Source organism: Rhizobium sp. BK098 (assembly GCF_014193155.1).
In the GTDB taxonomy this organism is placed as follows: Bacteria; Pseudomonadota; Alphaproteobacteria; order Rhizobiales; family Rhizobiaceae; genus Rhizobium.
Map to the genome: position 1 here is coordinate 1 of NZ_JACHYY010000019.1, position 25,969 is coordinate 25,969.

Genomic DNA, 25,969 nt, shown 5'->3' on the forward strand with positions numbered 1-25,969 from the left:
AAAGCGATGGCGGCGGTAATGGTTAAGCGGCTCTTCGGTCATGCTGGTCGGATATCATTTCGCTCAGCAAAATCCGTTAAGGCGACGCCACCGTTCAATGGCTTCGCCGACTATGAATACTTTCCGACCCCTCACCTGTAATCGTCTTAGGCCCAGAAATGCTGCGCCTGCGCGTATAACTTCCTGACCTCTGCAGCGCTTCATCCATATCGCTGCGAAGACATATCCCGGCTCCGTTTAGGCTGAAGCACCTTCCCCCACCTCATCAATAATGATGAGGCAAGGCGAACGACCTCCACCTTCCTCAAGGCTTCCCCAGGCTGCATACTGGCGTTGCGGCCTTGGACTTAACGTCCGGCGTTCGCAGCTCCCCTTGTATGGAACAGCGTCCGTTTGGGAAGCGTCGCAGGCGGGACATGTACATGAAGCTATCGCACCACTCTCCACACTTGTTCTTTCGAGCTGCATCTGTCATCGGTGTAGTCGCCTTTCTCTTCGGAGCAATGTCGCCAGCACACGCCGATGGTGGTCCCTTTGTTTCGCAGACTAGAATGCGTCTGACAGTTGTCCAATGGATTCAATCGAAAGGCCAATATGAACGATGGGATGCGCTTGGGGGCGAATATACAGTCTCGGATGAAGGTGCCGTCCTTTTACCCTTTCTAGGATCCCTTCCCGTTGTAAACCGCGACAGCGCCAGCGTTACAGGCGAGATTGCCAGGCGTCTGCAGGAAAAAATCGGCTTGGTTCAGCCACCCGCAGTCACCATCGAAATTCTCGACTACCCCCCAATTTATGTCGTGGGGGACGTAACCACACCTGGCGAGTACAAATTCCGTCCAGGACTTACCGTCCTGCAATCCCTTGCAATGAGCGGCGGCCCGTTCCGTGAAAAAAGCCAATCGCAAACGCAGTCGATCAGGTTTGCAGGCGAATTGCGAGAAATCGATCACTCCATCCTGCGCAGCGCGGCAAAGTTATCGCGACTAGAAGCAGAGATGGAGGGGGCGAAGGAGATAACGTTCGACAACGCGCCGGATGTCGACCAGCAATATGTCGCCGGGATCGACAACGAGGAAAGGGTTATCTTTCAAGCTCGCGCAAACGCGCTGGACAGGCAGTCAAAGGCGCTCACGGAATTGCGCGATCTTTTGACCACCGAGATCGCAACACTGACGGAAAAGCTGGCAGGTGCCGATGACAACATCAAATCGGTCGAGGACCAACTGAGCAGCGTTAAGGGCCTGGTCGAGAAGGGCCTTGCGCTCTCGTCGCGTCAACTGGACCTGGAGCGATTGCTCACGACCTACCGCTCCGATAAGCTTGACCTCGTCACCGCCGTCATGCGGGGCCGCCAGGCAATCAGCGAGACAACGCGGAACCTTGAGGGATTGTCTGACACGCGACGGAGCGAAGTCGCTTCCGAAGCGCAGTCGGAACGGGCAAATCTGGATCAGCTCAAAATGAAGCGTGAGATGACGCAAAGGCTACTCGTCGATGACCTCGCGACCGGCGTCGGCGCAAAAAATCGAGGCGAAGAACTTCCGCTCACTTTTACCGTAAGCCGGCGGAGTGAAGGACAGATCAAACAGTTCGAAGCCTCTGAGACAACCACGTTGGTACCGGGCGATGTCGTGAGAGTTGTTCAGCACCACATTTCAGACGCCTCGTCTGAGGCCGCCTCTGATTTCTCTTCTGATCCTGAGACGCTCGCCAATAGGTCAAATCAATGATCAGCGAAAAGCAAGTGTTCCAATCAAGCCCTTTGTCGGCTGGCTTCTTGCGCTCCACAGGCAAGATCAACGCGGAAGCGGTCGTCCACTTGGGCTGGGTCGAAGGCAAAACCTCAAGCAATCAGGACAAGTCGGCAAAGCCGAGTTCCGTTAGACACCGGAGATCCAATCCCACAAGACAACTGGCCAGGGATATCTGACGACTTTGCGCACAATCCCACCCAGCGGTCAGACTTATACCCAGATCCTCAAGTCGACGATGCTGATGGGCGGCTCCTCGCTCGTGAATGTTGCCCTTAGCATCATCCGCAACAAAGCTCTGGCTGTTCTGCTCGGACCGGAGGGTGTGGGGCTTATCGGCCTCTATGGGTCCATCGTCGATATTGCGCAAACGGCAGCGGGCCTGGGATTGGGAGGCAGCGGGGTACGCCAGATCGCCGAGGCTGCCGGCACCGACGATCCCGCGAGGATCGCACAGTCGGCTAAAGTGCTCAGACGCATATCAATGGTGCTCGGCTTGTTTGGCGCACTCTTCCTCGCTGCGCTGGCATTTCCGGTCTCGAATTTTACGTTCGGCGACTATCAGCACGCCGGCGGCATTGCGCTGCTCTCCCTGGCCGTATTCTTCCGCGTGGTATCTTCTGGACAGACTGCGTTGATCCAAGGATTGCGGGGCATTGCAAATCTTGCGCGCATCAACGTGCTCGCAGGTTTTCTCGGCACCTTGATCAGTGTCCCGCTGATCTACCTTTTCGGTGCTTACGCCATTGCGCCTTCCGTCGTGGCCGTAGCAGCAGTCACAACCCTTTCGACCTGGTGGTACAGCAGACGGATAGGCGCAAGCCCGCCTCCGATGTCGATGCGCCAGTTTAGCCGGGAAGGTAACGTATTGTTCAGGCTCGGGATCGTCTTCATGGCAAGCGGACTGCTGACCTTCGGCGCAGCCTATGCCATCCGCCTCATTATGCTCAAGGAAGGGGGCGCCGTAGCCGCGGGATTATATCAGGCGGCCTGGGGGCTCGGCGGTCTCTACGCAGGCTTCATTTTGCAGGCGATGGGAACTGACTTCTATCCGCGCTTGACTGCGACCGCAGACAACCATGCCGAATGCAACCGGCTGGTCAATGAGCAGACAGAAATCAGCATACTGTTGGCCGGCCCCGGTCTGCTTGCCACATTGACACTGGCGCCGCTCATGATGAGTTTGTTCTACTCCGCGGAGTTTCATGGAGCGGTGGAACTTCTTCGCTGGATATGCCTGGGAATGATGCTCAGGATCGTCGCGTGGCCGATGGGTTTCATCGTCGTGGCGAAGGGTGCGCAGACTATTTTTTTCTGGACCGAGGTAGCGGCGACGCTGGTGCATGTGGGGCTGGCGTGGCTCTTCGTATCAAAGCTCGGCGCGCCAGGAGCCGGCATGGCATTTTTTGGCCTCTATGTCTGGCACGGTATCCTGATTTACGTGATCGTGCGGCGGCTTACCGGCTTCCGCTGGTCCATAGCCAATCGCAGGCACTCGCTGCTTTTCCTGCCCGCATCAGGATTGGTATTTTCGGCCTTCTTGGTCTTGCCGCCGTGGTCGGCGATGGTAGTTGGCTTCATCGCCGTGGCTCTCAGCGGGCTGTACTCGCTGCGCATGTTGGTCGAACTGCTTCCGCTCGAGTCAGTGCCCGCATTTATCAAGGGGTGGATCACGAATTCCGCGTGACAAACGATGGGCATCGAGCCCTGCAGCATGCAAATGCTACATCACGCAAGAGCGATGTTCCGATCGCGGTAAATCGCGTCTGTGGTGGCGCCTCCATCAAAGGATCTGCGCAGTTCCTCGACAACCCTGATGATGTCAAGGTCCGTCATCTGAACAAAAAGCGGCAGAATTATCGTTTGCCGCTGTGCCGACACGCTTCGAACCAAGCTTTTATCGGCACGATGGAAGCCTGCGCTGGTATAGGCTCCCTCCAGATGAATGTTCATCACACCGCGCCGGGTCGAGATCCCCTTATCGAGTAGCGCCTGCATGACTGTTCGTTGGTCGACCGTATCAGGCAATCTCACACAAAAGCTCTGCCAGTTACTGCGAGCCCAGCCAGGCTCGATCGGCAGCGTTAGTCCGGCGATCGTTGAAAGCCGCTCGCAATACTGTTCGGCAAGCCGCCTTCGCTGCGCAATTAGGTCCGGCAGCCGCCGCAACTGCACCCGTCCGACCGCCGCCTGAAGATCGGTCATACGATAGTTGTAACCCAATTCATCGTAGTTCTCGAAGATCACCTGTTTCGAACCGTGGCGGACTGCATCGGTGACGCTCATGCCATGCTGGCGCCATAGCCGGAATTTTCGGTCATATTCGGGATTAGCAGTAGTCAACATGCCGCCATCACCTGTCGTGATCACCTTCCGGGGATGGAAAGAGAAGCAGGCAATATCGCCATGCGGCTTGCCGATCTTCTCCCAACGCTCATTCCAGAAGATTTCGCTTCCCGTCGCGCAGGCAGCATCTTCAATAATCGGTATGGAGTGGCGCCTCCCGATTTCCACGACGGCGCGGAGATCACAAGGCATGCCGAGCTGATGCACACACAGGATTGCCTTGGTACGGGATGTGATTGCTGCTTCGATCTGACTGGGGTCGATGTTGTAACCATCCGCCTCGATGTCGATGAAAACAGGCACGCCATCGCAATATCGAATGGCGTTCGCCGTTGCGATGAACGAATGGCTGACCGTAATGACTTCATCACCGGCGCCTACGCCGACCGTCTTCAAGGCCAGATGAAGCGCAGTCGTGCAGTTGGAAACGGCGCAGGCGTATGTGGCGCCGACAAAGGCCGCAAATTCACGCTCGAAAGCTGCGACTTCGGGTCCCTGCGTCACCCATCCCGACAGAATAACGCGGCGAACAGCCTCAGCCTCTTCTTCTCCGAGAACGGGCTTGGCGACTGGAATTGCAGAGAGCGATAGTGTCATGCAGCTTGACCTCCTGTCAGTGCGGTCTTCAGCCGCCACCACGCGACGAGGTCACGAAGTCCCTCCTCGATCTGCGTCTCTGCCTTGAACCCCAGAAGACGTTCGGCTTTGCCCGTGTCGGCAAGACGACGGGTCACGCCGTTGACCGTCCGCGCCTCGAGGTGCTGCGGTTCGAGCGCGGCCCCCATGACGTCGCTCAGAATTTTCGCGAGTTCCCGGAGGCTTGTCTCTTTGCCGCTGGCGACATTGAACACCTCGTCCGTGACATCACTCGTCGCGGCCAACAGGTTAGCTCGCGCAATGTCGCGGACATGCACGAAGTCCATGGTTTGGTTGCCGTCTCCGTAGATGATGGGCGGCATTCCGGCCGCCAGTCGCTCCATCCAGCGGATCAATACTTCCGTATAGGCCCCGTAAACGTCCATTCGTGGGCCATAGACGTTGAAATAGCGCAGCGCGACATAGCGCAGCCCATACATCTCCGCGAAACTGCGAAGGAGCCCCTCGTTGAAGGTTTTCGCCGCGCCGTAGATCGTCCGATTGTTGTAAGGGTGATGCTCTTCAGTCGTCGGAAAGCTCTCGGCAAGGCCCAGCACCGAAGCGGAAGAGGCTGCAACCACCTTCGAGACGCCTGCCTTAACGGCAGCTTCGAGAACATTGAATGTGCCTTCCGCCAGAACCTCGAAGGCAAGCCGCGGCTCTTCGGCACATTGCGTAATTCGGATGGCGGCCTGATGGAAGACGATGTCCACGCCTTCGAAGACTTTCGCCAACAGCGATCTGTCTCGGATATCTCCGTCGATAATGTTAAGCGGCCCGCGGCTTATTGCCGTGCTGAGATTGTCGCGGCGACCGCGCACGAAATTGTCGAGGATGATAATCTCACGCGGCTTTTCCAATGCAACGAGATCGGCAATATGCGAACCGATAAGACCGGCTCCGCCGGTAATGAGCACCCGTTTATCTCTCATGATCTTTCCCACGCGAAATATCCATCACCGGATCGGCGTCGGTGCGCCAACGTATGAACCTCGCCGGCACACCGGCTACGACTGAAAACGGCTCGACGTCAGAGACAACGACTGCTCCCGCTCCAACGATCGCGCCCTTCCCTATGCATACGCCGGGAAGAATTGTCGCATTCGTTCCGATGTCGGCCCATGCGCCGATGCGCACCGGTTTGATTTCCAGGTCCGTGCGAATGATTGGCACGTCCACAGGCAGCGCTGTGTGGGTCGAGCCAAGCACCTTGGCGCCAGGCCCCCACCCCACGCAATCCTCGATCACCAGATCACGCGCGTCGAAATAGGCCATCGGCCCGATCCAGACGTTGTCCCCGATCACGCATGTGCCATCGTAGCGTCCCTGGATATAGGCCTGAGCTCCAATGAACACTCCGTTGCCGATTTCGAAAGTTTCGGGGTGTTTGAAGCCGGCGCCGCTTGAGACGTGCAAAGCTTCACCGCAGCGTCGCGCGATGCTTTGCCAGATAGCTTTCCGCATCAAGGTGTCGACAACCCCTTCGCCTGTCGCGAAGCGACCGTAGAGTTCGATCAGGCCGGCACGTCCGTAGGATTGCCTGAGTTCTTCGACCAACCCGGCCTGGTAGGCCGGATCTGCCCGCTTTTCATGGCGGCCGTGGACCGCTTGTACGAGTCGAGTCTTCCCTGCGCGGTTAACTGACATAGGCATGCTCCAGCGCGGCGACCACCTGGTCAAGATGCCACGCGGGCATCTCGGGATAGATCGGCAGCGAGAGAACCTCCCGTGCGGCGTCCTCCGAGATTGGGAAATCATTGGTTTTGTAACCAAGATCGGCATGGGCCTTCTGCAGGTGAACAGGAATGGGATAGTGCAGTCCGGATTGGATGCCTTCCGCGCTAAGCGCGCGCTGGAGCCCGTCGCGATCGCGACTTCTTATCGCATAGACATGATAGACGTGACGCCGGTCGGCTGCTTCCACAGGGGTTATCAAATCCACTGATCCGGCAAGCAGCGATGAGTAGCGGCGGGCATGAGCACGACGCGCTTCGGTCCAGGCTTCGAGATGCCGAAGCTTGACACGCAGGATTGCGCCTTGAATGGCGTCCATGCGGTAGTTAAAGCCTTTCAGCAGATGGTGATAGCGCTGTTCCTGACCCCAGTCCCGCAGCATGCGTATCGTCTTGGCCTGCTCGTCGCTGCTGGTAACGACCATCCCCCCCTCGCCGCAGGCGCCGAGATTTTTGCCGGGATAGAAGCTGAAGCAGCCGGATACACCGATGCTGCCGGCACGGTCGCCTTTGTAACGCGCGCCATGGGCTTGGCAGGCATCTTCGATGATCGGTATCCGGTAGTGGCCAGCAACCGCCTTGATTGCGTCCATATCCGCCATTTGTCCGTAAAGGTGGACAGGAACAATGGCCTTCGTCCGAGGCGTAATCTTTGCCTCGATCCTGGCCGGATCCATTGTGAGCGTCACCGGCTCAACATCGACGAACACGGGTCGCGCGCCTGTGTAGCAGATTGCCGATGCGGTTGCGACAAACGTGAACGGCACGGTAATGACCTCATCGCCAGGGCCGATGCCCGCAGCAAGAAAGGCAAGATGCAAGGCACTCGTTCCGGTGTTGACGGCAATCGCGTGCTTGACGTTGCAATAGTCCGCGAATTCCTGCTCGAAACGCGCGACCTCGTCGCCCAATGCGTACTGGCCCGATGCCAGGACACTGAGCACGGCCGCGTCGATCTCGTCCTTGATCGACGCATATTGTGCTTTGATGTTCAGGAAGGGGATCATGCGATGCGCCTCACCTCTTCGAGCTCAACGATACGGCCGCGCTGGGCGAGCGATCGGGTCGCGGCTTCCAGGATGCGAACGACACGCAACCCGGCAAGGCCGTCTGTGATGGGCCGCGCACTTTGCTCGATGCAATCGACGAACAGTTCCAGTTCGCGCTTCAATGCCTCGGTCATATCAAGCTTGGGCGCCCACATGTCGCCACTGCGATAGCCCACCAACATCTGATGGACGTTCTCGCCGTATGCGAGAGAATTGGGGTTCAGCGTGATGCCCCTGTCGTAGACCTTGATCTTTTCACTTGGTTCCAGATCGTCGTAGACGATCATCTTATTGCTGCCGCCGATCAGCGTGCGGCGTACTTTGACCGGCGCCAGCCAATTCACGTGGATGTGCGCGATGAGCTTACTTTCGAAGAAAAGCGTCAAATAGGCGATGTTTTCCGGTTCGCCCAGCACATGGCTCATTCCCATGGCCGAAACCGCCACAGGCTTCTCCTGCAGGACATAGTCCAAGATAGACAGATCATGCACTGCGAGGTCCCAAATGACGCTGACATCGTGCTGGAAGAGCCCCAGATTGACCCGAACAGAGTCGTAGTAATACATGTCTCCCAGGCCGCTTTCGACGAGTTCGCACATCTTACGAACGGCGCCCGTGTGGACGAAGGTATGGTCCACGGCCAAGACGACGCGGCGGCGCGCTGCTTCGTCGACCATCCGCGCGGCTTCCTCCCCCGTCGCGGCCATCGGCTTTTCGACAAAAACGTGCTTTCCTGCCATCAAAGCCTGCATGGCAAGCCTGAAATGGCTTGAAACGGGCGTCGCGATTGCGATGGCATCCACAGTCGAATCGCGTAAGACTTCCTCGAAATTATCGGTGGTCTTTATTGCCGGATAGCGGCTCCGAACAGCAGCCAGTCGCTCGCTGTTTAGATCACAGACCGAAACGAGGCGTGCTCCAGCCGCCTCCGAGATGTTGCGAACCAGATTAGGGCCCCAATATCCATACCCCACAACAGCGATGCCGATCATCGCATTCCCTCCAACGCATGCATATCATCGTCTGGCCCACCATTCACGCGACCGATTATTCTGGCCGGGACGCCAGCGACGATGCCGCCGGCGGGCACATCCTTTGTCACAACCGCTCCGGCGCCGACCAGCGCAGCTTCTCCGATCATCACACCAGGCAGAATGGTGGCGTTGCTGCCGATCGACGCGTGGCGCTTAACCAGCGTAGGGATGACCATCCAGTCGGCCTCCGTCTGGAGGCTGCTATCCGGATTAACGGCACGCGGGTAAATGTCGTTTGTAAACATGACTCCGTGGCCTATGAAAACGCCATCTTCCAGGGTCACCCCCTCGCAGAGGAAGGAATGGCTGGAGATCTTGCAGTTTTTTCCGATCACAACGTTTTTCTGAATCTCAACGAAGGTACCGATGCGCGTTCCTGAGCCGATTGTGCAGCCATAAAGGTTCACAAGGTCCGGATGATGGATAACGACGCCGTCTTCCAGGTTGACGTTTGATGCGATCATCCTGTCCCCCTAAACAGGCCCTGATTTTCAGCTGAAACCTGCAATCGCGTGATTTGCGCTCAAGCTTTCTTTGCTACAGGGCCGATATTTCTTCCTTCCAAGAGAAATGTTTTTATCAACCGAGTAAAGAAACAATACGTTTGAGCTGGTTCACCTAACGACGTATCTTTTTATGAAGGAGAACCACAAAATGTATGATGCACAATAACATTTGTAATATATCTCGCTCAATCGCGACACCATGAGCACAGTTTTCGTCCGTGTTGTCGCGACAATCTTACTGATTGAATTTAAAATTTAAATCACCGCTAAATACCTCTAAGACAAGTGTAGTATCTAACAAGTTTCATTTATGAATAGAACTATTTTATTATTTCTCGCGAAAGTTCTATTTTGTTGTTGTATATTTCTTAGTGTAATTCTTTATAAACTATGTTATTCAATTCCTAATTTAATGTATTTACAGAGCCCACGGATCAAAGAGGGGCTAAATGTTTCGCCTTAGTGGCGGAGAAACTAGGTAAGGGAGGATGAAGCGGTGAATTCAGCGCTTATACAAAATTTGAACCTTCGGCAGGAAAACGCAGCTCCTCCCCTCAAGATAGAGAACGGTTCGACGGCACTTACCCTGCCGCCAGAGCCAATGCGCTCGCTCGTCATACTCGACAACCGTGAATTGGATAGGCAATGCCTTGCGCAATGCATGGCCGTCCATAAGACGGATTTGCTTATCCTGGCATTTGGATCGATTGAGGAGTGGAAGCAAAAACGCGACGAGTATCCCCCGCTTGCAGCAATCCTCTTAAACATCGGTGGCAAAAAGATCGACGAGCCTGCAGTTTCGGAGCATATCAAAAGTCTTTCGTCGGAATTCGATCCGACACCAGTCATCATATTGGCGGATAGTGACGATTTCACCCAAATCGTGAAGGCGTTCGAATTGGGGGCCAAGGGTTATATACCTACGTTGGTCAGCATTCGCGTGTGCATGGAACTGATCGCTTTGTCCGTGGCCGGCGGACTTTTTGTGCCTGCAAGCGCCCTATTCGCCATGCATCACCTACTGGAGTCGAGCAACTCAACCACCCGCCCATTGGCCGACATATTCACGGATCGCCAGGCCGAAGTCGTAGAGGCGCTCCGGCGCGGAAAAGCGAACAAGATCATTGCCTACGAGCTCAAACTGCGCGAAAGCACCGTTAAAGTGCATGTTCGCAACATCATGAAAAAGCTCAAAGCAACGAACCGAACCGAAGTCGTATTCAAGCTTAACCATCTCTTGGACAAGCCTACGGGGTCGGGGGCGAATAGAGCGCAGCTCTGATGTCCCCAGCCACTCAAGACTTCCTTCACATCATAAGCGATTGCTCGCTTTGAACCATAGTTGGTGGCGCAAAACAAACGCACTGACCAAGACTGAGATCTAGTGCCGAGGTCTCTCGGATGGGCGGCCCCGAAGGTCTCGCCTGCGGCGACCTCATGCACAGGCGTGATTGTAAGGTGCTTCTTACTTAATATCACCCATAGTAATTACCAACGGTCATAGAGAAAGCCTGGAAAACGCCATTCGGATCCTCCGCAACGCGCTTCTCTGCGAATGAGGGACCAAGCCGCGTGCAAGCTGCCAAAGATACTGAAATTCCGGGAGGGGTGGTACGTTTGGTCTGAAGTCACTCAGGTGCAGTTTAATCATCAGGCTATCCGCGGCTGAGTAGAACCGCAGATGCCAATCAACGTCGCGTTTGGAGTGTAGAGACGGTACGGTCTCGGCCGCTCCGCCGCCTTCAAAGGCAACATGACGAAGAACCTTTGCAAGATCTGGCTGCTGACAGCGATCGAGAATATCGGAGAACCAGGCAAGCCACTCGGGATCGCTCCGTTTAGGGATTTGGTGAATGCTTTTTCGATCGCTGCAATGCTGGCTGGAACTAACACGCTCATCCTTGCGGTCGAGTTGATCAAGGACAATGCGAGCGCGCCTGAGTTCGTCGTGGGATAAGCGTGGATAAAAGTCTTGCAGCCTGCGCGCCTGATCAAGGTGGCCTCTACAGATCATGGCAAGTAGGAAATACGCCCATTCGACTGGGTCCGGGTCGGCCGCCCCATAGTCAATCATCGTTACCTTGACCATGTTGACCAGAAGGCCGTAGGCGCGATCAGCATCGCCCTGCCGCAATGCGCATATGGCGAGACGGAATTTGGCTTCAGGCAGATAAGAAACGTAGTCCAGGCAGCGGATATAGCACTGCTTGGCCTCCTCCACTCTGTCCTGTTCAAGAAGAAAATCGCCTTGCTTCAGTAAAGCGCGATCACTCGCTTCCCCGATAATGCGGATGCTCTCTCGCTGTGAGGTACGCTCCACCTTGATAAGATCGCTGAATGGTCCGGGCTGGATGATTTTTTCGTCGGATCGCAGGCCTTTGTTCAACATGAACCATTGATATATTTGCGGCCTGTCATTCAGCGTATGACGCGAGTGGATCAAATTATAACCGGCTGCAGCAATTCGTTGTACTTCGTCGGGATGAGCAAAGAGATAGTCTAGTCGGTCCACAACGTTGCGGTGGTCGGCAAAGACACAGTTCTCCATATCGGTAAAGCCAGCCGTCTCCACTGCTGCCGTGCGTTCCGTCACTAAACAGGCATTCGCCCCTGGAATCTCAAAGTGCTTCCGCACAACCTCTCCAGCAACAGTTCCGCATGTAGGGACGACGAGGCTTGCGTTGAGGACGCGCGCATAGGCCTCTCCCGATAGCTGCTGGGAGGCAAGCTTGCTCTCATATGTGTGTTGCGGTGATACTAGGCAGGGGTAACGGTCGCGGATTAACGGGAAGACCTTCTCTCGCCAAGGGTACAGGCCACTGACCTGGCCCGTTAGCGTAACCGGTATGATCTTGTGCTGGCGATAGTCGTGGTAAATCTCGGGATCGATGAAATTGGGCCAGACGAATAGGTTCTCCTTCAACTCCGGCATATATTCTGGTGTCATCGTTCCGATCGAGAAATATGTATCGATACCCCACTGCTCCATATCGGAAAGGAACCCGGTGCGCCGATCGCACCATGGATCGGCATTATGAAGGCCAAGCTTCGGGACGTCGATATGAGAACGGGTGTTGGTGATTTTTATCCGCCGCGAACCATGTGACCGATAGCCGCTTTCAAACAGCGTCAGATCCGGTTCGTACCTGTCGCAGATCTCAGCGTAATCACAGTCGTGGTTTATGACGACGACATCGAAGTGCGTCTCAAGGCATTTGACCTGCTGCTGCATATGCAGCAGCAGGTAACCGGCGCCGTTCACATTGGGATGATGATCCCACTGAAAGAAAACGAGCCTTGGTTTTTGATGATCTGCGTTGCTATCCATGTCCTTATCTGATGGCTTCTGAAACGGGAAGGCCGGCGTTCGGAAGCAGCTGATGCGGATAAGCCTGGTGCAAGGAATTGGCGCTGAGCATGTTCCCCACCCCTCCCGAAAGCTTCCACTCGAAATAGGCGATCGTTCTCTCGAGCCCTTCACGCAGGCTCACCGTCGGCTGCCAGCCAAGTTCCTTCGTTGCGCAGCTGATATCCGGCTTCCGCTGTGTCGGGTCGTCCGCCGGCAGAGGCTTGAAGGCGATGCCTGATTTCGATCCCGTCATTTCGATCACCATTTCGGCCAATTCACGCACCTGGAATTCTACAGGGTTGCCGAGATTAATTGGACCCGTCACCCCGGTGGGCGCACCCATTAGACGGATGAAGCCGTCGATCAGATCATCCACATAACAGAACGACCGTGTCTGCGTGCCGTTTCCGAAGATGGTGATCGGCTCGCCTCGAAGCGCCTGAACGATGAAATTGGAGACGACTCGGCCGTCATTGGTCTGCATTCGTGGCCCGTATGTGTTGAAGATCCGGGCCACGCGGATTTCCACGCCGTATTGACGATGATAGTCGAAAAACAGAGTTTCGGCGCACCGCTTACCTTCATCATAGCAAGCTCGCGGGCCTATGGGATTGACGCTGCCTCGATAATCCTCAGTCTGAGGGTGGACTGTCGGATCGCCATAAACTTCGCTCGTGGATGCCTGGAAGATCTTCGCCTTGGTGCGTTTGGCCAAGCCGAGCATGTTGATGGCCCCATGCACATTGGTCTTCACGGTCTGCACGGGATCGAACTGGTAGTGGACCGGTGATGCTGGGCAGGCGAGGTTGTAGATCTCGTCGACCTCCACATAAAGCGGGAAGGTGATGTCGTGGCGAAGAATCTCAAAGCGGGGATCGTCAAGAAGATGCAGAACATTTTCACGTGATCCGGTGTAGTAATTGTCCACGCAAAGGACGTCATTGCCTTCTCGCAGAAGCCTTTCGCACAAGAATGACCCCAGGAAGCCGGTGCCACCGGTTACCATAATTCGCCTTTGTCCATGCATTGTGTGCTCCATTGTTGATGGTTGCCTCGCAGATGGCGAGGATGGTCAGTAGGCTCCCCTGCCTTTAAAGACCGCAGGGATTGTGCTGAGAAGAATTTGGCAGTCCAACCATGGGGACCGGTTGTCGATGTAATATTCGTCGAGTTGCTGCTGCAGTTCGATGTCCGCGTTGCTTCGTTCGGATATTTGCCAAAGGCCTGTGAGCCCCGGCATGACGGAGCGCCGCTTGTCTCGAAATTCGCCGTCCATGGCCCGAAGGTGGTAGTCCGGAAACGGGCGAGGTCCGACGATGGCCATCTGACCCGCAACGATGTTCACCAACTGCGGGAGCTCATCGATGCTCCAAGAGCGCAGCAAATGACCTATAACCGGAAGGATGCGCGGGTCATCCTGGAGCTTGAAGTGGCTCAACCACTCGGCTCGCATGGCAGGGTTGTCCCGGAATAAGGCTTCAAGACGCTGCTCCGCATCTTGATACATTGTCCTCAATTTCAGTACGCGCACCGGCTTGCCGGACCGCCCTTCCCTGGTATGTCGAAAGAAGACGGGACCTGGATCGATGGCATAGATTGCGACCGCTGCAAACGCTACGAATGGCGCGGCCACTATCATTGCGGGGATGGCAATTGCGAGATCGAGGATCCGGCGAACCAGATCCGAGTTGACCCAACTCCCCCCGCTGATGAGGCGAACGCCGATCTCTCCGCCGATATCCGCAGGTCGCAAACCGCTTACCTTGAGCCTCGGCGTGTCGGACAGCAAAATGACTTCGGCGAACTTTCGACGCATCGTCGCCAACTCGGCAGCAAGGGAGCCCGTGTCCCCCGCAATCAGGGCAATGGATGGCCCGTCCTCGAGTGATATTTCCAAAGCGTCGGGTGAATAGAATTCCGGCCTGATGCCATACTGCCAATGGTCGGTGAAATGCGCCATGAGAGCGGGCATACGATTGCGGTTCCCTATGATTACCGCCCGTTCTCCCCAGATTCCAAGCCTCCGGCACAGGTCTCGTACGACCCAATGCAGGACAGGTTGAACAATCAGCCCGAGGCCAACAAAGCCAAGGACGCCAATCAGCAATCGCGATCCTTCTGGCAGGAGGATCGCCCCGAGCGCCGCAAAGACAGCCACTTTCACGGAAGCTATCGTGCGGCGGCGCAGATGCTCGTGGTCATGAAGCCGATATCCAGGATAGAGAGCGTCCGATGCATAGAGAATGATCGCCGCCAAGGCTGCGAAAGCGAAAACACGCTCCAGAACCGCGTTCTCGGAACCGTTCGGAAGAAACGGCAGAAGAAGAAAATAAGCGATGAGATAGCTCGCGACATCGCCAGCGACCAAAAGTGACGACGTAGCAAGCCGGCTCTGCTTACGGGATTCGGCGACCTTTGCGGGGTTTGTTACGGGTCGGACAGACGCCGGCGACGCAAATGAGGACATGATGGTTTTACTCCCCTACATTCGTTGTCTCGACGCGCTCGATCCACCAACCTCATCAGCGATCGGAAACGTCCGAAGCCCCAGTCTCTGGACTATAGTCAGTGAGATGAAGGTAGGCACGACGACCGCATAACGCAGCCACAGCCGCCGCGGCTCGCATAGAAGGCGGAACGCCCATTCAAAACCACTTCTTTGGATTATCCTCGGAGCTTGCCGCTTGAGACCTGCGTGGAAATCGAAGGCAGCTCCGACGCCGATGAGCATCGAAGCATCCAGGCGCTCGCGCATGCGCGCCATCCAGAGTTCCTGCTTGGGGCTGCCGAGTCCCACCCAGATGATATCGGCGCCCGATCGATTGATCCGGTCAACGATATCGCCTTCCTCTTGCTTAGACAGTTCGCGAAAAGGCGGCGCATAGGAGCCGACTATCAGCGCCTCCGGAAATCTTAGCAGGAGTCGCGCCTGCAGCTGCTCAAGCGTCTTCGTAGTTGCACCATAGATGAAGTGGCGTAGGCCGTTGGCTCTGCCGGCCTCAAAAACAGATAGCATCAGATCAGGTCCGTAAACCCTGCCGCTTTCCGAATGGCCAGCATGCTTCAATGCCCATACCAACGGCATGCCGTCAGGTGTCACTAGGAACGCCCGATTATGAACAGACCGAAGCTCGGGGTCCGTTTGACAGCGGACGACGCCGTGTGCGTCGCGAACGCACACATATTCTTTCTTTCCCTCCGCAACCGCCTTTTGAATGAGTCCGGTCGCGCTTTTAAGATTGACCGCCGAAATGCGAACACCGAGGACATTGGTCCATTCAAATGAGCCCATTGAATTGGGAGCTGAAGTTTGCCTGCTGTCCGACGTTTGCACTCTCATGGCTTATGCCTTCACGACCTGAACTGACGCAAGGATATGACGCCAGGCCGATTGCCTCCATAGTTACCATCGCAGCTATTGGACGTAAAAAGACTGCCTATTTGTAACTCGGCGCTGACATGAACTACGATATTTGAAGTAAGGCACATACATCTTGGTCGACCGCCTTGCTCTTTTGGATGACCTCAACACTAAAAGAACGGTGTGACGCTCGCGGCGCTGCACAAGATAGTTGCTTTCGCGCAAATAATTCTGAGCAGTTCTGAGCTGCATCGACCATTCATCAAATCCAGACGAAGACGGCGGATAGATGGATGGGCCCTAGGAAGTTGATGGCATATGTGGTGACGGGTCGCGACGCGACGGAAGTATTGAACTTGTCGAAGCAGTGCTTGATGAGTTTTGGGCCCAATAGGCTTTGAAGTCGTATGCGACGAGGTACTTGTGCGCGAATGTGTAGCCGTTTTTGCTGAACTTTCTCTCCCCGTTGCGGATGCGGATTGAGGGAAGGCTAGAGACCCGGTCGCCACATTCGCGAGGATGGTCGACAACCAAAGTCGCTTGGCGTCGTTGACCAATCGCGCGTCGAGCCGCGCCAATAGATTCACTCACCGGCAACGCGCATGAAATGGCAGTAGAGTTTTCTAAATCGACACAGCTGGAACCCCTGTCTCCGGCAGGAAAGCCGCTCGTGCCGGGAAACGCCTTTATTGCGAACCCGACAGGACGCTGCCGGAGTCCACGCCAGCTTTCTGAAGATCGCCTAGGCTGCCAAACTCCCCGGATGGCAGGATCCTGGGATGTATTCGGAAGCTTTTGTCGTTTAGATTACCGCTGTAGCGATTGCGTGCGAATCGTACCGAGCCCGGCTTGTGGTCGGGCGCATAAACATAAGCGGCAAGCCCGTTGCCACTTTCGACGGATACGATATTGTCCTCGATCCGATTTGGATCTGCCCAAGGGGGATGCCATCCTATCCCGGTGCCGTCGTCAACGCGAAAGGCTGCGCCGGATCCACCTCGAATGATGTTTCCTATCACCAAGTTGCTCCAGCCGCCATTGATGCCAATCGCCGATACGTTGTCGGAGAGAGTATTGCCCTCGATGCGTACCCCACTGGCCTTCCCGTCGGTGTAGATGGCCCAACTGATAGGAGACGGCCATTCATCGATATTTTCATATCGGGGTGGCCAGAATGTACCATCGGCCCTGTTCATAAGCTGGTCTGTGCCGGTGACCAAATTGTAGCGGATACTGCTGTTCAGGGGATCGGACTGCTCGCCCATCATCTTGATGGCCCCACCATCCGCCGTTTGCTGATTGGCGTTGCGGATCATGTTATATTCGATGATCGCGTCATGCACAGCGTCCTGAGGCCCCCATAGGGAACCACCAGCTATACCGAACTGCGCGGCGTGTTCGATCAAGTTGTGAGCTATCCTGATATCGTCTGCCGCCTGGAACCATATCCCCGCAGTTTCAAAATAAACCCTTCCGATATCATGGATATGGTTCGACAGGATCCTGGCACGATCGGATTTGCCGAAGGTACCATAGGCCGTGCCAAGGTAAATCCCGTTACCGGCCACATTTCCGATCGCATTGCCCGCGATCAGAACATCCTTGCTTTCGGCCACGTGGATTCCAACGCCGACGTTTTCGATCACGTTGCCGAGCAGCTTGACGCGATCGGCATGTTCGAGCCGTATGGCGCCAAACCCTCTGGTGTCGGTCTCGAACTTGCCGCTACCCTGCGGGGCTCCATCACGAAAGTGAAGGCCTGACACAGCCATTCCATCGGCTCCATTCAGCCTGAAGAACGTAGGCAGAAGGCCGGCGACGACCTTGGAACTGGGTAAAAATCGGCCCGTAGGAATGTAGTCGAACTTTCCGCCATGGCTGTCGTACCACCATTCGCCGGGGGCATCGAGGAAGGCCGCCGCGCCGGTTAAAAAATAGCGACTGCCTTCCTCAGTGAAGAAATAAGCGGTGCCCTTGGTATGAATGGTCTGGGTTGCGGTGTCGATTGAGACCACTGGGAGCGTGTCGCTACCCCACTGGCTTCCGGGGCGAAAGCCACCCACGATGTTCGCGACAAGCCCTTTTTCATCGCTTAACGCCGGTAAGTCGCCTCTGTGAAAGCAAAAACGCGTATTGCCTTGCCAGGCATTGCTATCTGTTCCACACTTGGCCGCAAACAGCCACCCTTTCCGCGGATCTCCATCAAGGGGAGCATTGGGAAAACGAGCTTGCGTCTGGAGGACCCCATCTACGAAAAGGTCGCCCACCGCCTTATCTGGAGATAATTTCAGGGATGCCGTCCAACGACCGTCGGCCTGCAACACCCAATGCCCCACAAGCGGGCCGCCGTGCAGGACCGGCGTCTGGTTGCATCTCGAAGTAATGATCAGGCCGGAATCACGAGAGTCAAAGACGATCGATTGAGTGAGATAGTAATCTCCATTGCCCATCGCGATCGTGCTTTGGCCGCCCTTCGCGCGCGCGGCATCGCGCGCCCTCTCAATTGTGGCAAAAGGACCATCGGAGCGTTGAGAATTTGCTTTGGGAAGGAGGCCGCTCCAAGTGTCTTTGCCATCTGGAGAAACGTAGAGTATGGTCCGGGCCGCGGGTGCGCTGGCCAATAAATCGCTCAGGGAAGTCCCCTGCAGCTTGGCCGATAAGCTCGCTGGCGCAGCTTCCGCACAAGTCGCTTCGCTGATTGCCGTTTGCAGCCGGTCGGGTGCATCAGCGTCCGAACTCGACCATGCCAGCGCATCTGACGGTAGAAGCGGCGTCGCAAGCAAAATGCTCAGGATCGGAGCGAAGCGCAACCTCATAAGATTTGCTACTCCATTATTATGCAGCCCGCGGACGGCTGACGCACTGAAGCCGAATTGCTCGAGACGACGGGCGCATATAGCGAGAACATGATGATCGCCGTGGCAAATAGAACGAAAATGGCGTCGTTCTGAAGAAAGAACGTGCTCTCGGTCAGATTCATCACCAAAATCGCGACCGTGAAGACGTTTAACCACAGCCAACCATATTTCCGATCGTGACAATGAAGAGCCGCGCCTTGATGCACCGCGTGGAAAAGCATCAGGACGAACAAAGCCATTCCGGTTATTCCGAAGTTCAACATGGTATCGCGGAATCCATTATGAGCGTGGGGAGCCATCCATTGGAGCTTTCCCCAGATAACCCATGCTTCGGGATTCGATTCAGTCCAAAATGCCTGATAGCCGAAACCGAGCAGCAGATGATCACCTATCTGACCATCAACCAGCTCCCATAGCGGCAGGCGGCCCGTCAAAGTAGAATCCTTGCCAAGAGCTTCCAAGAACGGCACAAGGAATTCATGCAACGAAATCAGGAGACCTGCTGCTATCTGAACAGAAATCAGAACAAAGACGATACGGCTGACGTCGCGGATTCGTGGTAAGATGGAGTAGAAGCCGATCAAACAGTATGACGATGCCGTCACAATTATCGCGGTCACAGACCCTGAGCCTACGAGACACACCACGCCTGCGATCAACAGAGCCAAAGCAGTTCGCCGCAAGCTTAGAGCACCGTCCATCAGTACGGCGGTCGCCGCAAGTATCGTTATACTGGCATACCAACCGAGATTATTCTTGTGAATGAAGATACCCCGTATCGCCCCATCGGGCATGCGTGCCAGGTGCGGTGACGCTGCAAAGATGACCAGGCTAAGGACGATGCACGTTCCAAACGTTGCGAATGCGAGTAGAAGCAACTGCCTCGGAGTGAAACGTATCGCCAGCACATAGGCCAGAAGCATTGTAAACAGGAGTGCGACGGCACGCCGCAAGGTCGTCGACGGGCCGACGGACCAGAAGACAGACACAAACGGCAAGGCAACCATCACAGGGACAAAAAGATTCCGCCTTAGTGCGATCCGAAATTGCGGAAAGTTCCGCATCAGCATCAATAGGGTATATGCATATACGGGCAGGCAGAGGAGACGCAATATGGATTTGGCCGAATCGTTGAGGTCGCCGGCGGCATCGGCCAACATAAGCGGAAAAAGCGCACCGGTCTGAAGAAAAAGAGACATGGCGGCGCCCCAACATTCTATGGCTCGCCAACCGAAGGCCAACCTACTCGCAACTTCGGGCGCATTCGGCCTCATCGTCGGTCCCAGCTGGCTTGGACAACCAAGTGAGTGTTGATCGCGGCAATTTGGAAAGACATGGGTTCCGTCTCATAGCTGCGCTAATCACCAAAGAACAATCATCCGGCCACCTCCGCAGTCAACTAATGCAAATGAAGGTGGGGGTAATTCTAACGCTTATGCCCTCCATCAAAAGACGGTGGTGCGTTTGAGCTCTCAGTCGACCTATTCCCCAAAGGGTGAATGGCCGGGTCGACCGGCTTGCCAATAAGAGCAGATGTTACCCGTGATCATTCATCAGTAGCTTGATGATGGGCGCTAACCACGAAAGCGCGGCGCTGAGCCGCAGCTTCCGGTCAAGCAAGGCAATAGTTCTGGCGCGACTGACAATCCGCAGTTGAGGTATAGAATGGTTGGGACTCTTATGGTTTTGCGTGACGGTGCTGGTCCTCGTTCTTTACGTTATACGACAAGAACGTCACTCGTTGCAGCATTGGCGGCGCTGACCTCGCCAGCTCCGGCCGAAGGCGTGGTTGCAGGGAATGACGCCGGGCCGCATCTATTCTCTCCGCAATATCTCGCGCTGCTAAACGCGCGAACGTTCGCAACTCTGCCGCACCAACGCGTTGCGCAGCGACCCGCATGAGAGGTGTCATGAAGCGACCGGCCATCAGCGTGCTTATCAATAATTATAATTACGCTCGCTTCGTTGGCCGTGCGATTGACAGCGTCTTGGCACAACAAGCGTCGGACATCGAGATAATCGTCGTAGACGACGGGTCAAGCGACGAATCGTGCGCCATTCTGGCCGCCTACGGCGACCGCATTAAAGTGCTCTTTCAGGAAAATCAGGGGCAGGCCGCCGCGATCAATGCCGCGGTACAACTAAGCAGTGGCGACATCCTCAGTTTTTTGGATGCAGACGACTGGTGGGCGCCGGACAAGCTGTCCGCGACGTCGGCGGCTTTCCACGCGAATCCTCAGGCATCACTCGTCTATCACCGACTTCAGCCAGCGCTCACCGATGGCTCGCCGGTCCTCAAGCCAATCCCTCGAACCTTGTGTTCGGGAGATTTGTCGCCACGGCTCACTCAGTCGGCTGGCTGGTGGCCCTTCCCGATGACGTCTGCAATCGCTGTGCGACGCAGCGCATGGGATGCTGCAGGGGATATTCCCAAACAGTTCCGCATATCTGCCGACGCTTGGCTTGTGGGCATCTATCCGTTCCTAGGGGACGTTGCTGCTTTGCCCAGTCCTCTTGGATTCTACCGTATTCACAACAATACATGGTATCGGCCGATCGATGATGCCGCCATGCTGCGAAAGCGAATGGCTCACTGGCTTGCGGTCGTTGAGGCGACAAACATCTTTCTTGCAAGCCGGGGGTTAGCAGAGAGGCTTCATCTGGCTGATCATTATCCTTACCGGATCGCGTCAGCGAAGCTGGGCGGCGTTGATTGGCGCACTCGGTTCAAAATTGCAGTCGAAGGACTTTTCTTTGCAGGAGAACCAAATTTGCTTAGGCGGGTGCGCGATGCGTTGCGCACAGCTTACAACCTCCCTCGGCTCGATCGAGACGCCGGCGTATCGGAGCCCGCGAAATGAAAGCGCTGTTGCTGGTTTCCGAACTGGAAGACTACACCATCTCCTTCGCCAACGGCGTTGCGGGACATGCGCAAGTCGTCCTGGCGGTTCCGCGCAGGCGCTATGCGCGCCTTGCCTCCTGGCTTGATCCGGCTGTCGATCTGCACCTTATGGACTGGCCAAGGCACCGCTCGCTCTCTAATCCATGGTTCCTTCACCAGCTCACACGTCTCATCCGGCGCGAACGGCCCGACCTCATCCACCTCTTAAGCAATTCTACCCTTTGGTTGAACTTCGCTGCTCCGTTCTGGCGACCCATCCCGCTTGTCACGACCGTGCATGACGTGGATGTGCATCCTGGCGATTCCGATACCCGGACGCTACCTGCCTGGGCATCCGGATGTATGGTGAGGCAATCAAAACATGTCGTCGTACATGGCGAGGGGCTGAGGCAGATGATCCTCGACCGATACAAAAAAACCGCCAATTGCGTCCATGTTCTGTCCCATCCGGCCATTCCTCGTTATGCCGACCTCGCTCGGCAGCAGAAATTGGCGCGACGCCGCGCAGACGGAACTGTGCGCGTCCTGCTCTTTGGCCGGATTTTTGCTTACAAGGGCTTGGAGCATTTGATCCGTGCCGAGGCGATGCTCAAGGACTCGCTCCCCAATCTACGCATCACCGTGGCGGGCCGTGGCGACGATGCGTGGGCCTTCCAGTCACTCATGGGGGAAGCTATCCGCTATGATATTCACAACCGCTTTATTGAAGATGCGGAGGTTGCCCAGCTTTTCCTGGACGCCGATATCGTTGTTCTCCCCTACACGGAAGCCTCCCAAAGTGGTGTCCTCAACATCGCAGCGACGTTCGGCAAACCCGTTATCGTCACAGACGTCGGCGAATTGCGGGCCACTGTTCAGCCCAATAGGTTGGGATTGGTGGTTCCCCCACGGGATGCCGAACAGCTTGCGAGAGCCATCAGGGTACTGGCAGAAAACGGCGAGCTCAGAAGCCGCTTCGGGACCAACGCACTCGAATGGGCGACCGGACCGAATTCGCCTAAACAGGTCGGAGCTAAGGCCGCCGCCGTTTATCGGGAGGTGGTCGGGGCATGTTGATGAAGGCGTTCACGAGCGGAAATCAGACAGCACCACGGAATGCGGCAACCGTACGCCACTATGTGCCGGGTGGCTGCGAGAACGGCGGCGGTATCGGCAGGCTGGTTGGCTATATATCCGGTGCGGCAAGGGAGTTAGGCGGAAAACATCTGGTTACCGATACCAGAGGAGCTCGATGGTCCGTGGCAACGTCGCCGCTGCACCTATTGGGTGCCGTCTTGATGATGGTGAAAGATAGGATCGTTGCTCCGGCACGCATTCACCATATCCATGTCGCGGGTCGCGGCAGCACTTCGCGAAAACTGATCTTAACGCAGGCCGCCCGTTTTCTTCGGTGCTTTCATGTCTTGCACCTGCACGACTACGATTATGCGAGCGACTTTGCTGCCCGCTCGCCTCGGCAACAATTGCTCATCCGCCGGATGTTTCAAAATGCTGATTACGTCGTGGTGCTCGGCCAGCGTGATCATATGACACTAACGACACTGCTGGGCGTAGACGAGTGCCGTATAGTCGTCGCACATAATTGCGTTCCCGATCCCGGAATGCGCAATGTTCGGGTCGGCGAGACGCCGTTGATCGTATTCCTCGGTCGATTGAGCGAGCGTAAGGGTGTTAAGGAGCTTCTGCTTGCGCTAAGCGACCCGATCATGAAAGAGCTCCGGTGGCGAGCCGTGCTGGCTGGCGACGGTCCTGTAGAAGACTACAGACGCCAGGCCGCAGACATGGCGCTTTCAGATTTGGTGGAAATGCCAGGCTGGCTTGACGCCAACGCGGCGCGGGCCTTGTGCGCACGGGCAGATATTCTGGTCTTGCCCTCGCATGCCGAGGGCATGGCGATGGCGGTGATTGAGGGTCTTGCCCACGGCCTCGCCGTCGTCACTACCCGTGTTGGGGCCCATGACGAAGCTATTTCCGATGGCGAAACTGGCATCTTCGTGCCTGTCGGAGACAAGGATGCTTTGGCTGTAGCATTGGCAAAACTGGTCAGTGATCCTGACATCAGGAGCAACCTCTCCTCCAAAGGCCGTGCCCACTATCTCAAGCACTTCAGTATGGACGCATACATGCGATCGCTGGAAAATCTCTACGAAGCTGTCTCCGCGCCACGCAAAAAAAGGGTTGGAGCACCATGACAATCTCAACTCCTCCTCCGGCCCGCAGCGGCTCGTTCCCGTCGATGCGCTATGAGCCACAGTTCCAGGCAGGGGCCAAATCGGACGATTTTGACCTGACGTCATGCTTGCGCCTCATCCGCCGAAGGACCCCCGTGATCGTGGCTCTCACCACACTGCTATTGGCACCTGCCATCCCGGTGATTTGGGGACTGAAACCGAGCTATCATGCCGAATCCCGCCTGATAATTCACAGGCCTCTGGCGACAACGCTCGGCGCGGAGGATCCCGTCCGTAACGATCCGCTGGACCTTACATCTGAGACCGAACGGCTTCTTTCCAGAAGTGCAGCAGAAAGAGTTATCCGCGACCTGCGGCTCGAGGAGCGGCCTGAATTCAATCCGACACTGCGGAAAACCTCACTTGTCGGCAAGGCCAGAGAAACACTACGCGATCTGTTCGACAATGAAGGAACGTCTTTGCCGATACGAAACAACCTGGAGCCCGTAATTCCGGCGTACTACAGAGCGCTCCGGGTATGGCGCGACGGCCAAGGCGGCGTTATCGAGATCGGGTTCGATTCAAGTGATCCCGAACTGGCAGCCGCGGTTCCGAACCGGCTTCTCAGCATCTACCTCGAAGAACGGAAGGTGAGTATCCGTGGCCGTCTGGACGCAGCGGAGGGATGGATTCAACAGCGAATCGCCGAACAGCAGGTTCGGGCAAAGGCAGCCCGTGATGCTGCCGACAGTTACCAGAAAACGATGAGCGCGACCTCAAACGACGACACGCAGGGTGACCAGATCAAGTCGTTGATGGAGCTGAGCGACCGGCAGATAAAAATCGAACAAAGCCGCGCCGAGCTAACCGCAACGATTTCCACTCTCGAAGCGGCCGACGACGCCTCGCTTGCTCTGCAGAATATATCCATCCCCGACAGCATTGGCGCGATGGTACGCGACCTTCGCGCGCAACAGCAAGATCTCGATCATCTTCTTGAGACATACGGCAATAACGCCGAAGCAGTGGTCGACTTGCGTGCAAAGATACTTAAGTCCCGCACGGATCTCGGTCTTGCGGTCGATCGATATCTCCAGTCAATGCGCGCCAAACTTACGGCACTTGATCGTGAAGGAGGCGCAGTCCGATCCGCGTTAGCGGCCGCTTACGAGCAACGTTCTCGCTCTGCCCTGGCACAAACTGAGTTGGCGCGGTTACAGCGCAGTGCCGAAAGGGAGCAAACGGCGTTAGATGAGCTCGAGGCGCAGCGCCGGACCTTGGCGGGACAAGCCATGCTGCCGGGAGCGGAAGTAGAGGTTCTGTCACCGGCTGCGGTGCCGCTCGCGCCACAGGGACGCGGACGGCTTTTCTATCTGATCGGTGCCCTGCTAGGTTCGATTTCGATCGCGGTGACGGCCGCTTTCGTGGTGGAGATGTTGGATAAGACTGTCCGCAGCTTCGACCAGTTGACCGGAATGGCGCGTATCTTGCCCGCCGGGTTCATACCACGCCTGAGAAGGACAGACCGGAAAAATCAATCCATACTCTTAGGACATGTTCAAGGCGGGATGTTTGAGGAAGCGATGCGCACCATCGTAATTTCGCTCAAACAATCCAATGGTGGAAAGTTACCGAGCAGTATTCTTGTAACGTCGGCTCACAGCGGAGAAGGTAAGTCTCTGGTCGCCAGATCGCTGGCAATCGAACTCGCCGCCAGCGGAAGCTCAGTGCTGCTTGTCGATGGCGATCTCCAACGCGGAAACCTCGACTCGATTTTCAAATCGGGGCTAAAGCATGGATTGAATGAATTCCTGCGCGGACAGGCTGGAATCCAGGAGGTTATCCACCACCACCCAAGTGGCATCGACTTCATCCCAGCCGGCGCTCTCAGTTTGCGTCGCCGCGCCGGTTTGGCTGCGGTGGCTGACATCATCGAGATGGCCCGCGCGCGCGGCCAAATCGTTATCTTCGACAGCGCTCCCGTACTTGCCTCGACTGATACGAGACACCTGGCAGCGTTTGCAGAACAAACGTTAGTCATAGTGAAATGGGGCAAAACGAGCCGCCGCGCTGTCGAACTCAGCTTGCAGCATCTGAAAAACTCACGAAATTCCGAAATTCCGATTGCCATCAATAACGTTAACCCGAAGAAGCATGCGCAATACAACTTTACAGACTCAGAACTATTTTCAAAATCATTGATGAAATACTATGTTCTCAAAACATAGTTTTGAATATGTTGGAAAATTTATCTTTCGAGACCAATAATT

The 25,969-nt window shown here is 56.0% G+C and carries 19 protein-coding genes; 7 read left to right on the forward strand and 12 right to left on the reverse strand.

Going from position 1 to position 25,969, the window contains the following annotated elements; all coding sequences use genetic code 11:
• The first annotated feature begins 422 nt into the window (after positions 1-422).
• Together FHT73_RS27635 and FHT73_RS27640 are read left to right on the forward strand one after the other, a co-directional pair.
• A complete protein-coding gene (locus FHT73_RS27635; RefSeq protein WP_183716220.1) occupies positions 423-1,733 on the forward strand; it encodes an SLBB domain-containing protein in 1,311 nt (436 codons plus the stop codon).
• A gap of 259 nt (positions 1,734-1,992) precedes the next feature.
• Complete coding sequence (locus tag FHT73_RS27640; protein WP_183716246.1) at positions 1,993-3,441, forward strand: O-antigen translocase; 1,449 nt, start codon at positions 1,993-1,995, stop codon at positions 3,439-3,441.
• 41 nt (positions 3,442-3,482) lie between these two features.
• On the opposite strand, the gene FHT73_RS27645 is transcribed toward FHT73_RS27640, so the two are convergent.
• Genes FHT73_RS27645 through FHT73_RS27670 form a run of 6 tightly spaced genes read right to left on the reverse strand, consistent with a single transcriptional unit; the run spans position 3,483 to position 9,016 of the window.
• Positions 3,483-4,697: a DegT/DnrJ/EryC1/StrS family aminotransferase gene (locus tag FHT73_RS27645; RefSeq protein WP_183716222.1), complete on the reverse strand. Its 1,215-nt coding sequence runs from the start codon at positions 4,695-4,697 to the stop codon at positions 3,483-3,485.
• Positions 4,694-5,668: an NAD-dependent epimerase/dehydratase family protein gene (locus FHT73_RS27650; RefSeq protein ID WP_183716223.1), complete on the reverse strand. Its 975-nt coding sequence runs from the start codon at positions 5,666-5,668 to the stop codon at positions 4,694-4,696. The genes FHT73_RS27645 and FHT73_RS27650 overlap by 4 nt, the downstream gene beginning before the upstream one ends.
• Positions 5,658-6,383 carry an acyltransferase gene (locus tag FHT73_RS27655; protein ID WP_183716225.1) on the reverse strand — a complete coding sequence of 242 codons (726 nt, stop codon included), beginning with the start codon at positions 6,381-6,383 and terminating at the stop codon, positions 5,658-5,660. Before FHT73_RS27655 ends, FHT73_RS27650 begins: the two co-directional genes overlap by 11 nt.
• Positions 6,373-7,476, reverse strand: coding sequence for a DegT/DnrJ/EryC1/StrS family aminotransferase (locus tag FHT73_RS27660; RefSeq protein ID WP_112611242.1), 1,104 nt, complete (start codon positions 7,474-7,476; stop codon positions 6,373-6,375). The genes FHT73_RS27655 and FHT73_RS27660 overlap by 11 nt, the downstream gene beginning before the upstream one ends.
• Positions 7,473-8,510 carry a Gfo/Idh/MocA family oxidoreductase gene (locus tag FHT73_RS27665; protein WP_112611244.1) on the reverse strand — a complete coding sequence of 346 codons (1,038 nt, stop codon included), beginning with the start codon at positions 8,508-8,510 and terminating at the stop codon, positions 7,473-7,475. Before FHT73_RS27665 ends, FHT73_RS27660 begins: the two co-directional genes overlap by 4 nt.
• A complete protein-coding gene (locus FHT73_RS27670) occupies positions 8,507-9,016 on the reverse strand; it encodes an acyltransferase (protein ID WP_112399393.1) in 510 nt (169 codons plus the stop codon). Before FHT73_RS27670 ends, FHT73_RS27665 begins: the two co-directional genes overlap by 4 nt.
• Positions 9,017-9,554: 538 nt before the next feature.
• Between FHT73_RS27670 and FHT73_RS27675 the strand changes: the two genes are divergently transcribed.
• A complete protein-coding gene (locus tag FHT73_RS27675) occupies positions 9,555-10,340 on the forward strand; it encodes a response regulator transcription factor (protein ID WP_112611246.1) in 786 nt (261 codons plus the stop codon).
• A gap of 216 nt (positions 10,341-10,556) precedes the next feature.
• Here FHT73_RS27675 and FHT73_RS27680 read toward each other — a convergent pair whose 3' ends face one another.
• From FHT73_RS27680 to FHT73_RS27705, 6 genes are all read right to left on the reverse strand, one after another.
• Positions 10,557-12,386 (reverse strand): glycosyltransferase, encoded by a 1,830-nt coding sequence (locus FHT73_RS27680; RefSeq protein ID WP_183716226.1) that lies wholly within the window; start codon positions 12,384-12,386, stop codon positions 10,557-10,559.
• Between the two features lie 4 nt (positions 12,387-12,390).
• Positions 12,391-13,434, reverse strand: coding sequence for a UDP-glucuronic acid decarboxylase family protein (locus FHT73_RS27685; protein WP_183716227.1), 1,044 nt, complete (start codon positions 13,432-13,434; stop codon positions 12,391-12,393).
• A gap of 45 nt (positions 13,435-13,479) precedes the next feature.
• Positions 13,480-14,874, reverse strand: coding sequence for a sugar transferase (locus FHT73_RS27690; protein WP_112611252.1), 1,395 nt, complete (start codon positions 14,872-14,874; stop codon positions 13,480-13,482).
• A gap of 15 nt (positions 14,875-14,889) precedes the next feature.
• Positions 14,890-15,747, reverse strand: a complete 858-nt coding sequence (locus FHT73_RS27695; RefSeq protein WP_183716228.1) for a WecB/TagA/CpsF family glycosyltransferase — start codon at positions 15,745-15,747, stop codon at positions 14,890-14,892.
• 707 nt (positions 15,748-16,454) lie between these two features.
• Positions 16,455-18,584, reverse strand: a complete 2,130-nt coding sequence (locus FHT73_RS27700) for a right-handed parallel beta-helix repeat-containing protein (protein ID WP_183716229.1) — start codon at positions 18,582-18,584, stop codon at positions 16,455-16,457.
• Positions 18,585-18,592: 8 nt separating this feature from the next.
• Positions 18,593-19,900 carry an O-antigen ligase family protein gene (locus FHT73_RS27705; RefSeq protein ID WP_183716230.1) on the reverse strand — a complete coding sequence of 436 codons (1,308 nt, stop codon included), beginning with the start codon at positions 19,898-19,900 and terminating at the stop codon, positions 18,593-18,595.
• 636 nt (positions 19,901-20,536) lie between these two features.
• Here FHT73_RS27705 and FHT73_RS27710 point away from each other — a divergent pair.
• The 4 genes from FHT73_RS27710 to FHT73_RS27725 are packed head-to-tail and all read left to right on the forward strand — an operon-like array spanning position 20,537 to position 25,927.
• Positions 20,537-21,487: a glycosyltransferase gene (locus FHT73_RS27710; RefSeq protein ID WP_183716231.1), complete on the forward strand. Its 951-nt coding sequence runs from the start codon at positions 20,537-20,539 to the stop codon at positions 21,485-21,487.
• On the forward strand, positions 21,484-22,584 hold the full coding sequence (locus tag FHT73_RS27715) for a glycosyltransferase family 4 protein (RefSeq protein ID WP_183716233.1): 1,101 nt from the start codon (positions 21,484-21,486) through the stop codon (positions 22,582-22,584). Before FHT73_RS27710 ends, FHT73_RS27715 begins: the two co-directional genes overlap by 4 nt.
• Positions 22,578-23,720, forward strand: coding sequence for a glycosyltransferase family 4 protein (locus FHT73_RS27720; protein WP_183716235.1), 1,143 nt, complete (start codon positions 22,578-22,580; stop codon positions 23,718-23,720). The genes FHT73_RS27715 and FHT73_RS27720 overlap by 7 nt, the downstream gene beginning before the upstream one ends.
• Entirely contained in the window at positions 23,717-25,927 is a 2,211-nt protein-coding gene (locus FHT73_RS27725; RefSeq protein ID WP_183716237.1) for a tyrosine-protein kinase domain-containing protein, read from the forward strand. The genes FHT73_RS27720 and FHT73_RS27725 overlap by 4 nt, the downstream gene beginning before the upstream one ends.
• Positions 25,928-25,969: the final 42 nt, after the last annotated feature.

Excerpts from the sequence above, each read along its gene's own strand:
- FHT73_RS27680 (WP_183716226.1), bottom strand. The coding sequence starts at position 12,386 with ATGGATAGCAACGCAGATCATCAAAAACCAAGGCTCGTTTTCTTTCAG.
- FHT73_RS27700 (WP_183716229.1), bottom strand. The coding sequence starts at position 18,584 with ATGAGGTTGCGCTTCGCTCCGATCCTGAGCATTTTGCTTGCGACGCCG.
- FHT73_RS27635 (WP_183716220.1), top strand. The coding sequence starts at position 423 with ATGAAGCTATCGCACCACTCTCCACACTTGTTCTTTCGAGCTGCATCT.
- FHT73_RS27650 (WP_183716223.1), bottom strand. The coding sequence starts at position 5,668 with ATGAGAGATAAACGGGTGCTCATTACCGGCGGAGCCGGTCTTATCGGT.
- FHT73_RS27690 (WP_112611252.1), bottom strand. The coding sequence starts at position 14,874 with ATGTCCTCATTTGCGTCGCCGGCGTCTGTCCGACCCGTAACAAACCCC.
- FHT73_RS27645 (WP_183716222.1), bottom strand. The coding sequence starts at position 4,697 with ATGACACTATCGCTCTCTGCAATTCCAGTCGCCAAGCCCGTTCTCGGA.
- FHT73_RS27660 (WP_112611242.1), bottom strand. The coding sequence starts at position 7,476 with ATGATCCCCTTCCTGAACATCAAAGCACAATATGCGTCGATCAAGGAC.
- FHT73_RS27720 (WP_183716235.1), top strand. The coding sequence starts at position 22,578 with ATGTTGATGAAGGCGTTCACGAGCGGAAATCAGACAGCACCACGGAAT.
- FHT73_RS27705 (WP_183716230.1), bottom strand. The coding sequence starts at position 19,900 with ATGAGGCCGAATGCGCCCGAAGTTGCGAGTAGGTTGGCCTTCGGTTGG.
- FHT73_RS27685 (WP_183716227.1), bottom strand. The coding sequence starts at position 13,434 with ATGCATGGACAAAGGCGAATTATGGTAACCGGTGGCACCGGCTTCCTG.
- FHT73_RS27695 (WP_183716228.1), bottom strand. The coding sequence starts at position 15,747 with ATGAGAGTGCAAACGTCGGACAGCAGGCAAACTTCAGCTCCCAATTCA.
- FHT73_RS27665 (WP_112611244.1), bottom strand. The coding sequence starts at position 8,510 with ATGATCGGCATCGCTGTTGTGGGGTATGGATATTGGGGCCCTAATCTG.
- FHT73_RS27640 (WP_183716246.1), top strand. The coding sequence starts at position 1,993 with ATGCTGATGGGCGGCTCCTCGCTCGTGAATGTTGCCCTTAGCATCATC.
- FHT73_RS27725 (WP_183716237.1), top strand. The coding sequence starts at position 23,717 with ATGACAATCTCAACTCCTCCTCCGGCCCGCAGCGGCTCGTTCCCGTCG.
- FHT73_RS27710 (WP_183716231.1), top strand. The coding sequence starts at position 20,537 with ATGAAGCGACCGGCCATCAGCGTGCTTATCAATAATTATAATTACGCT.
- FHT73_RS27655 (WP_183716225.1), bottom strand. The coding sequence starts at position 6,383 with ATGTCAGTTAACCGCGCAGGGAAGACTCGACTCGTACAAGCGGTCCAC.
- FHT73_RS27715 (WP_183716233.1), top strand. The coding sequence starts at position 21,484 with ATGAAAGCGCTGTTGCTGGTTTCCGAACTGGAAGACTACACCATCTCC.
- FHT73_RS27670 (WP_112399393.1), bottom strand. The coding sequence starts at position 9,016 with ATGATCGCATCAAACGTCAACCTGGAAGACGGCGTCGTTATCCATCAT.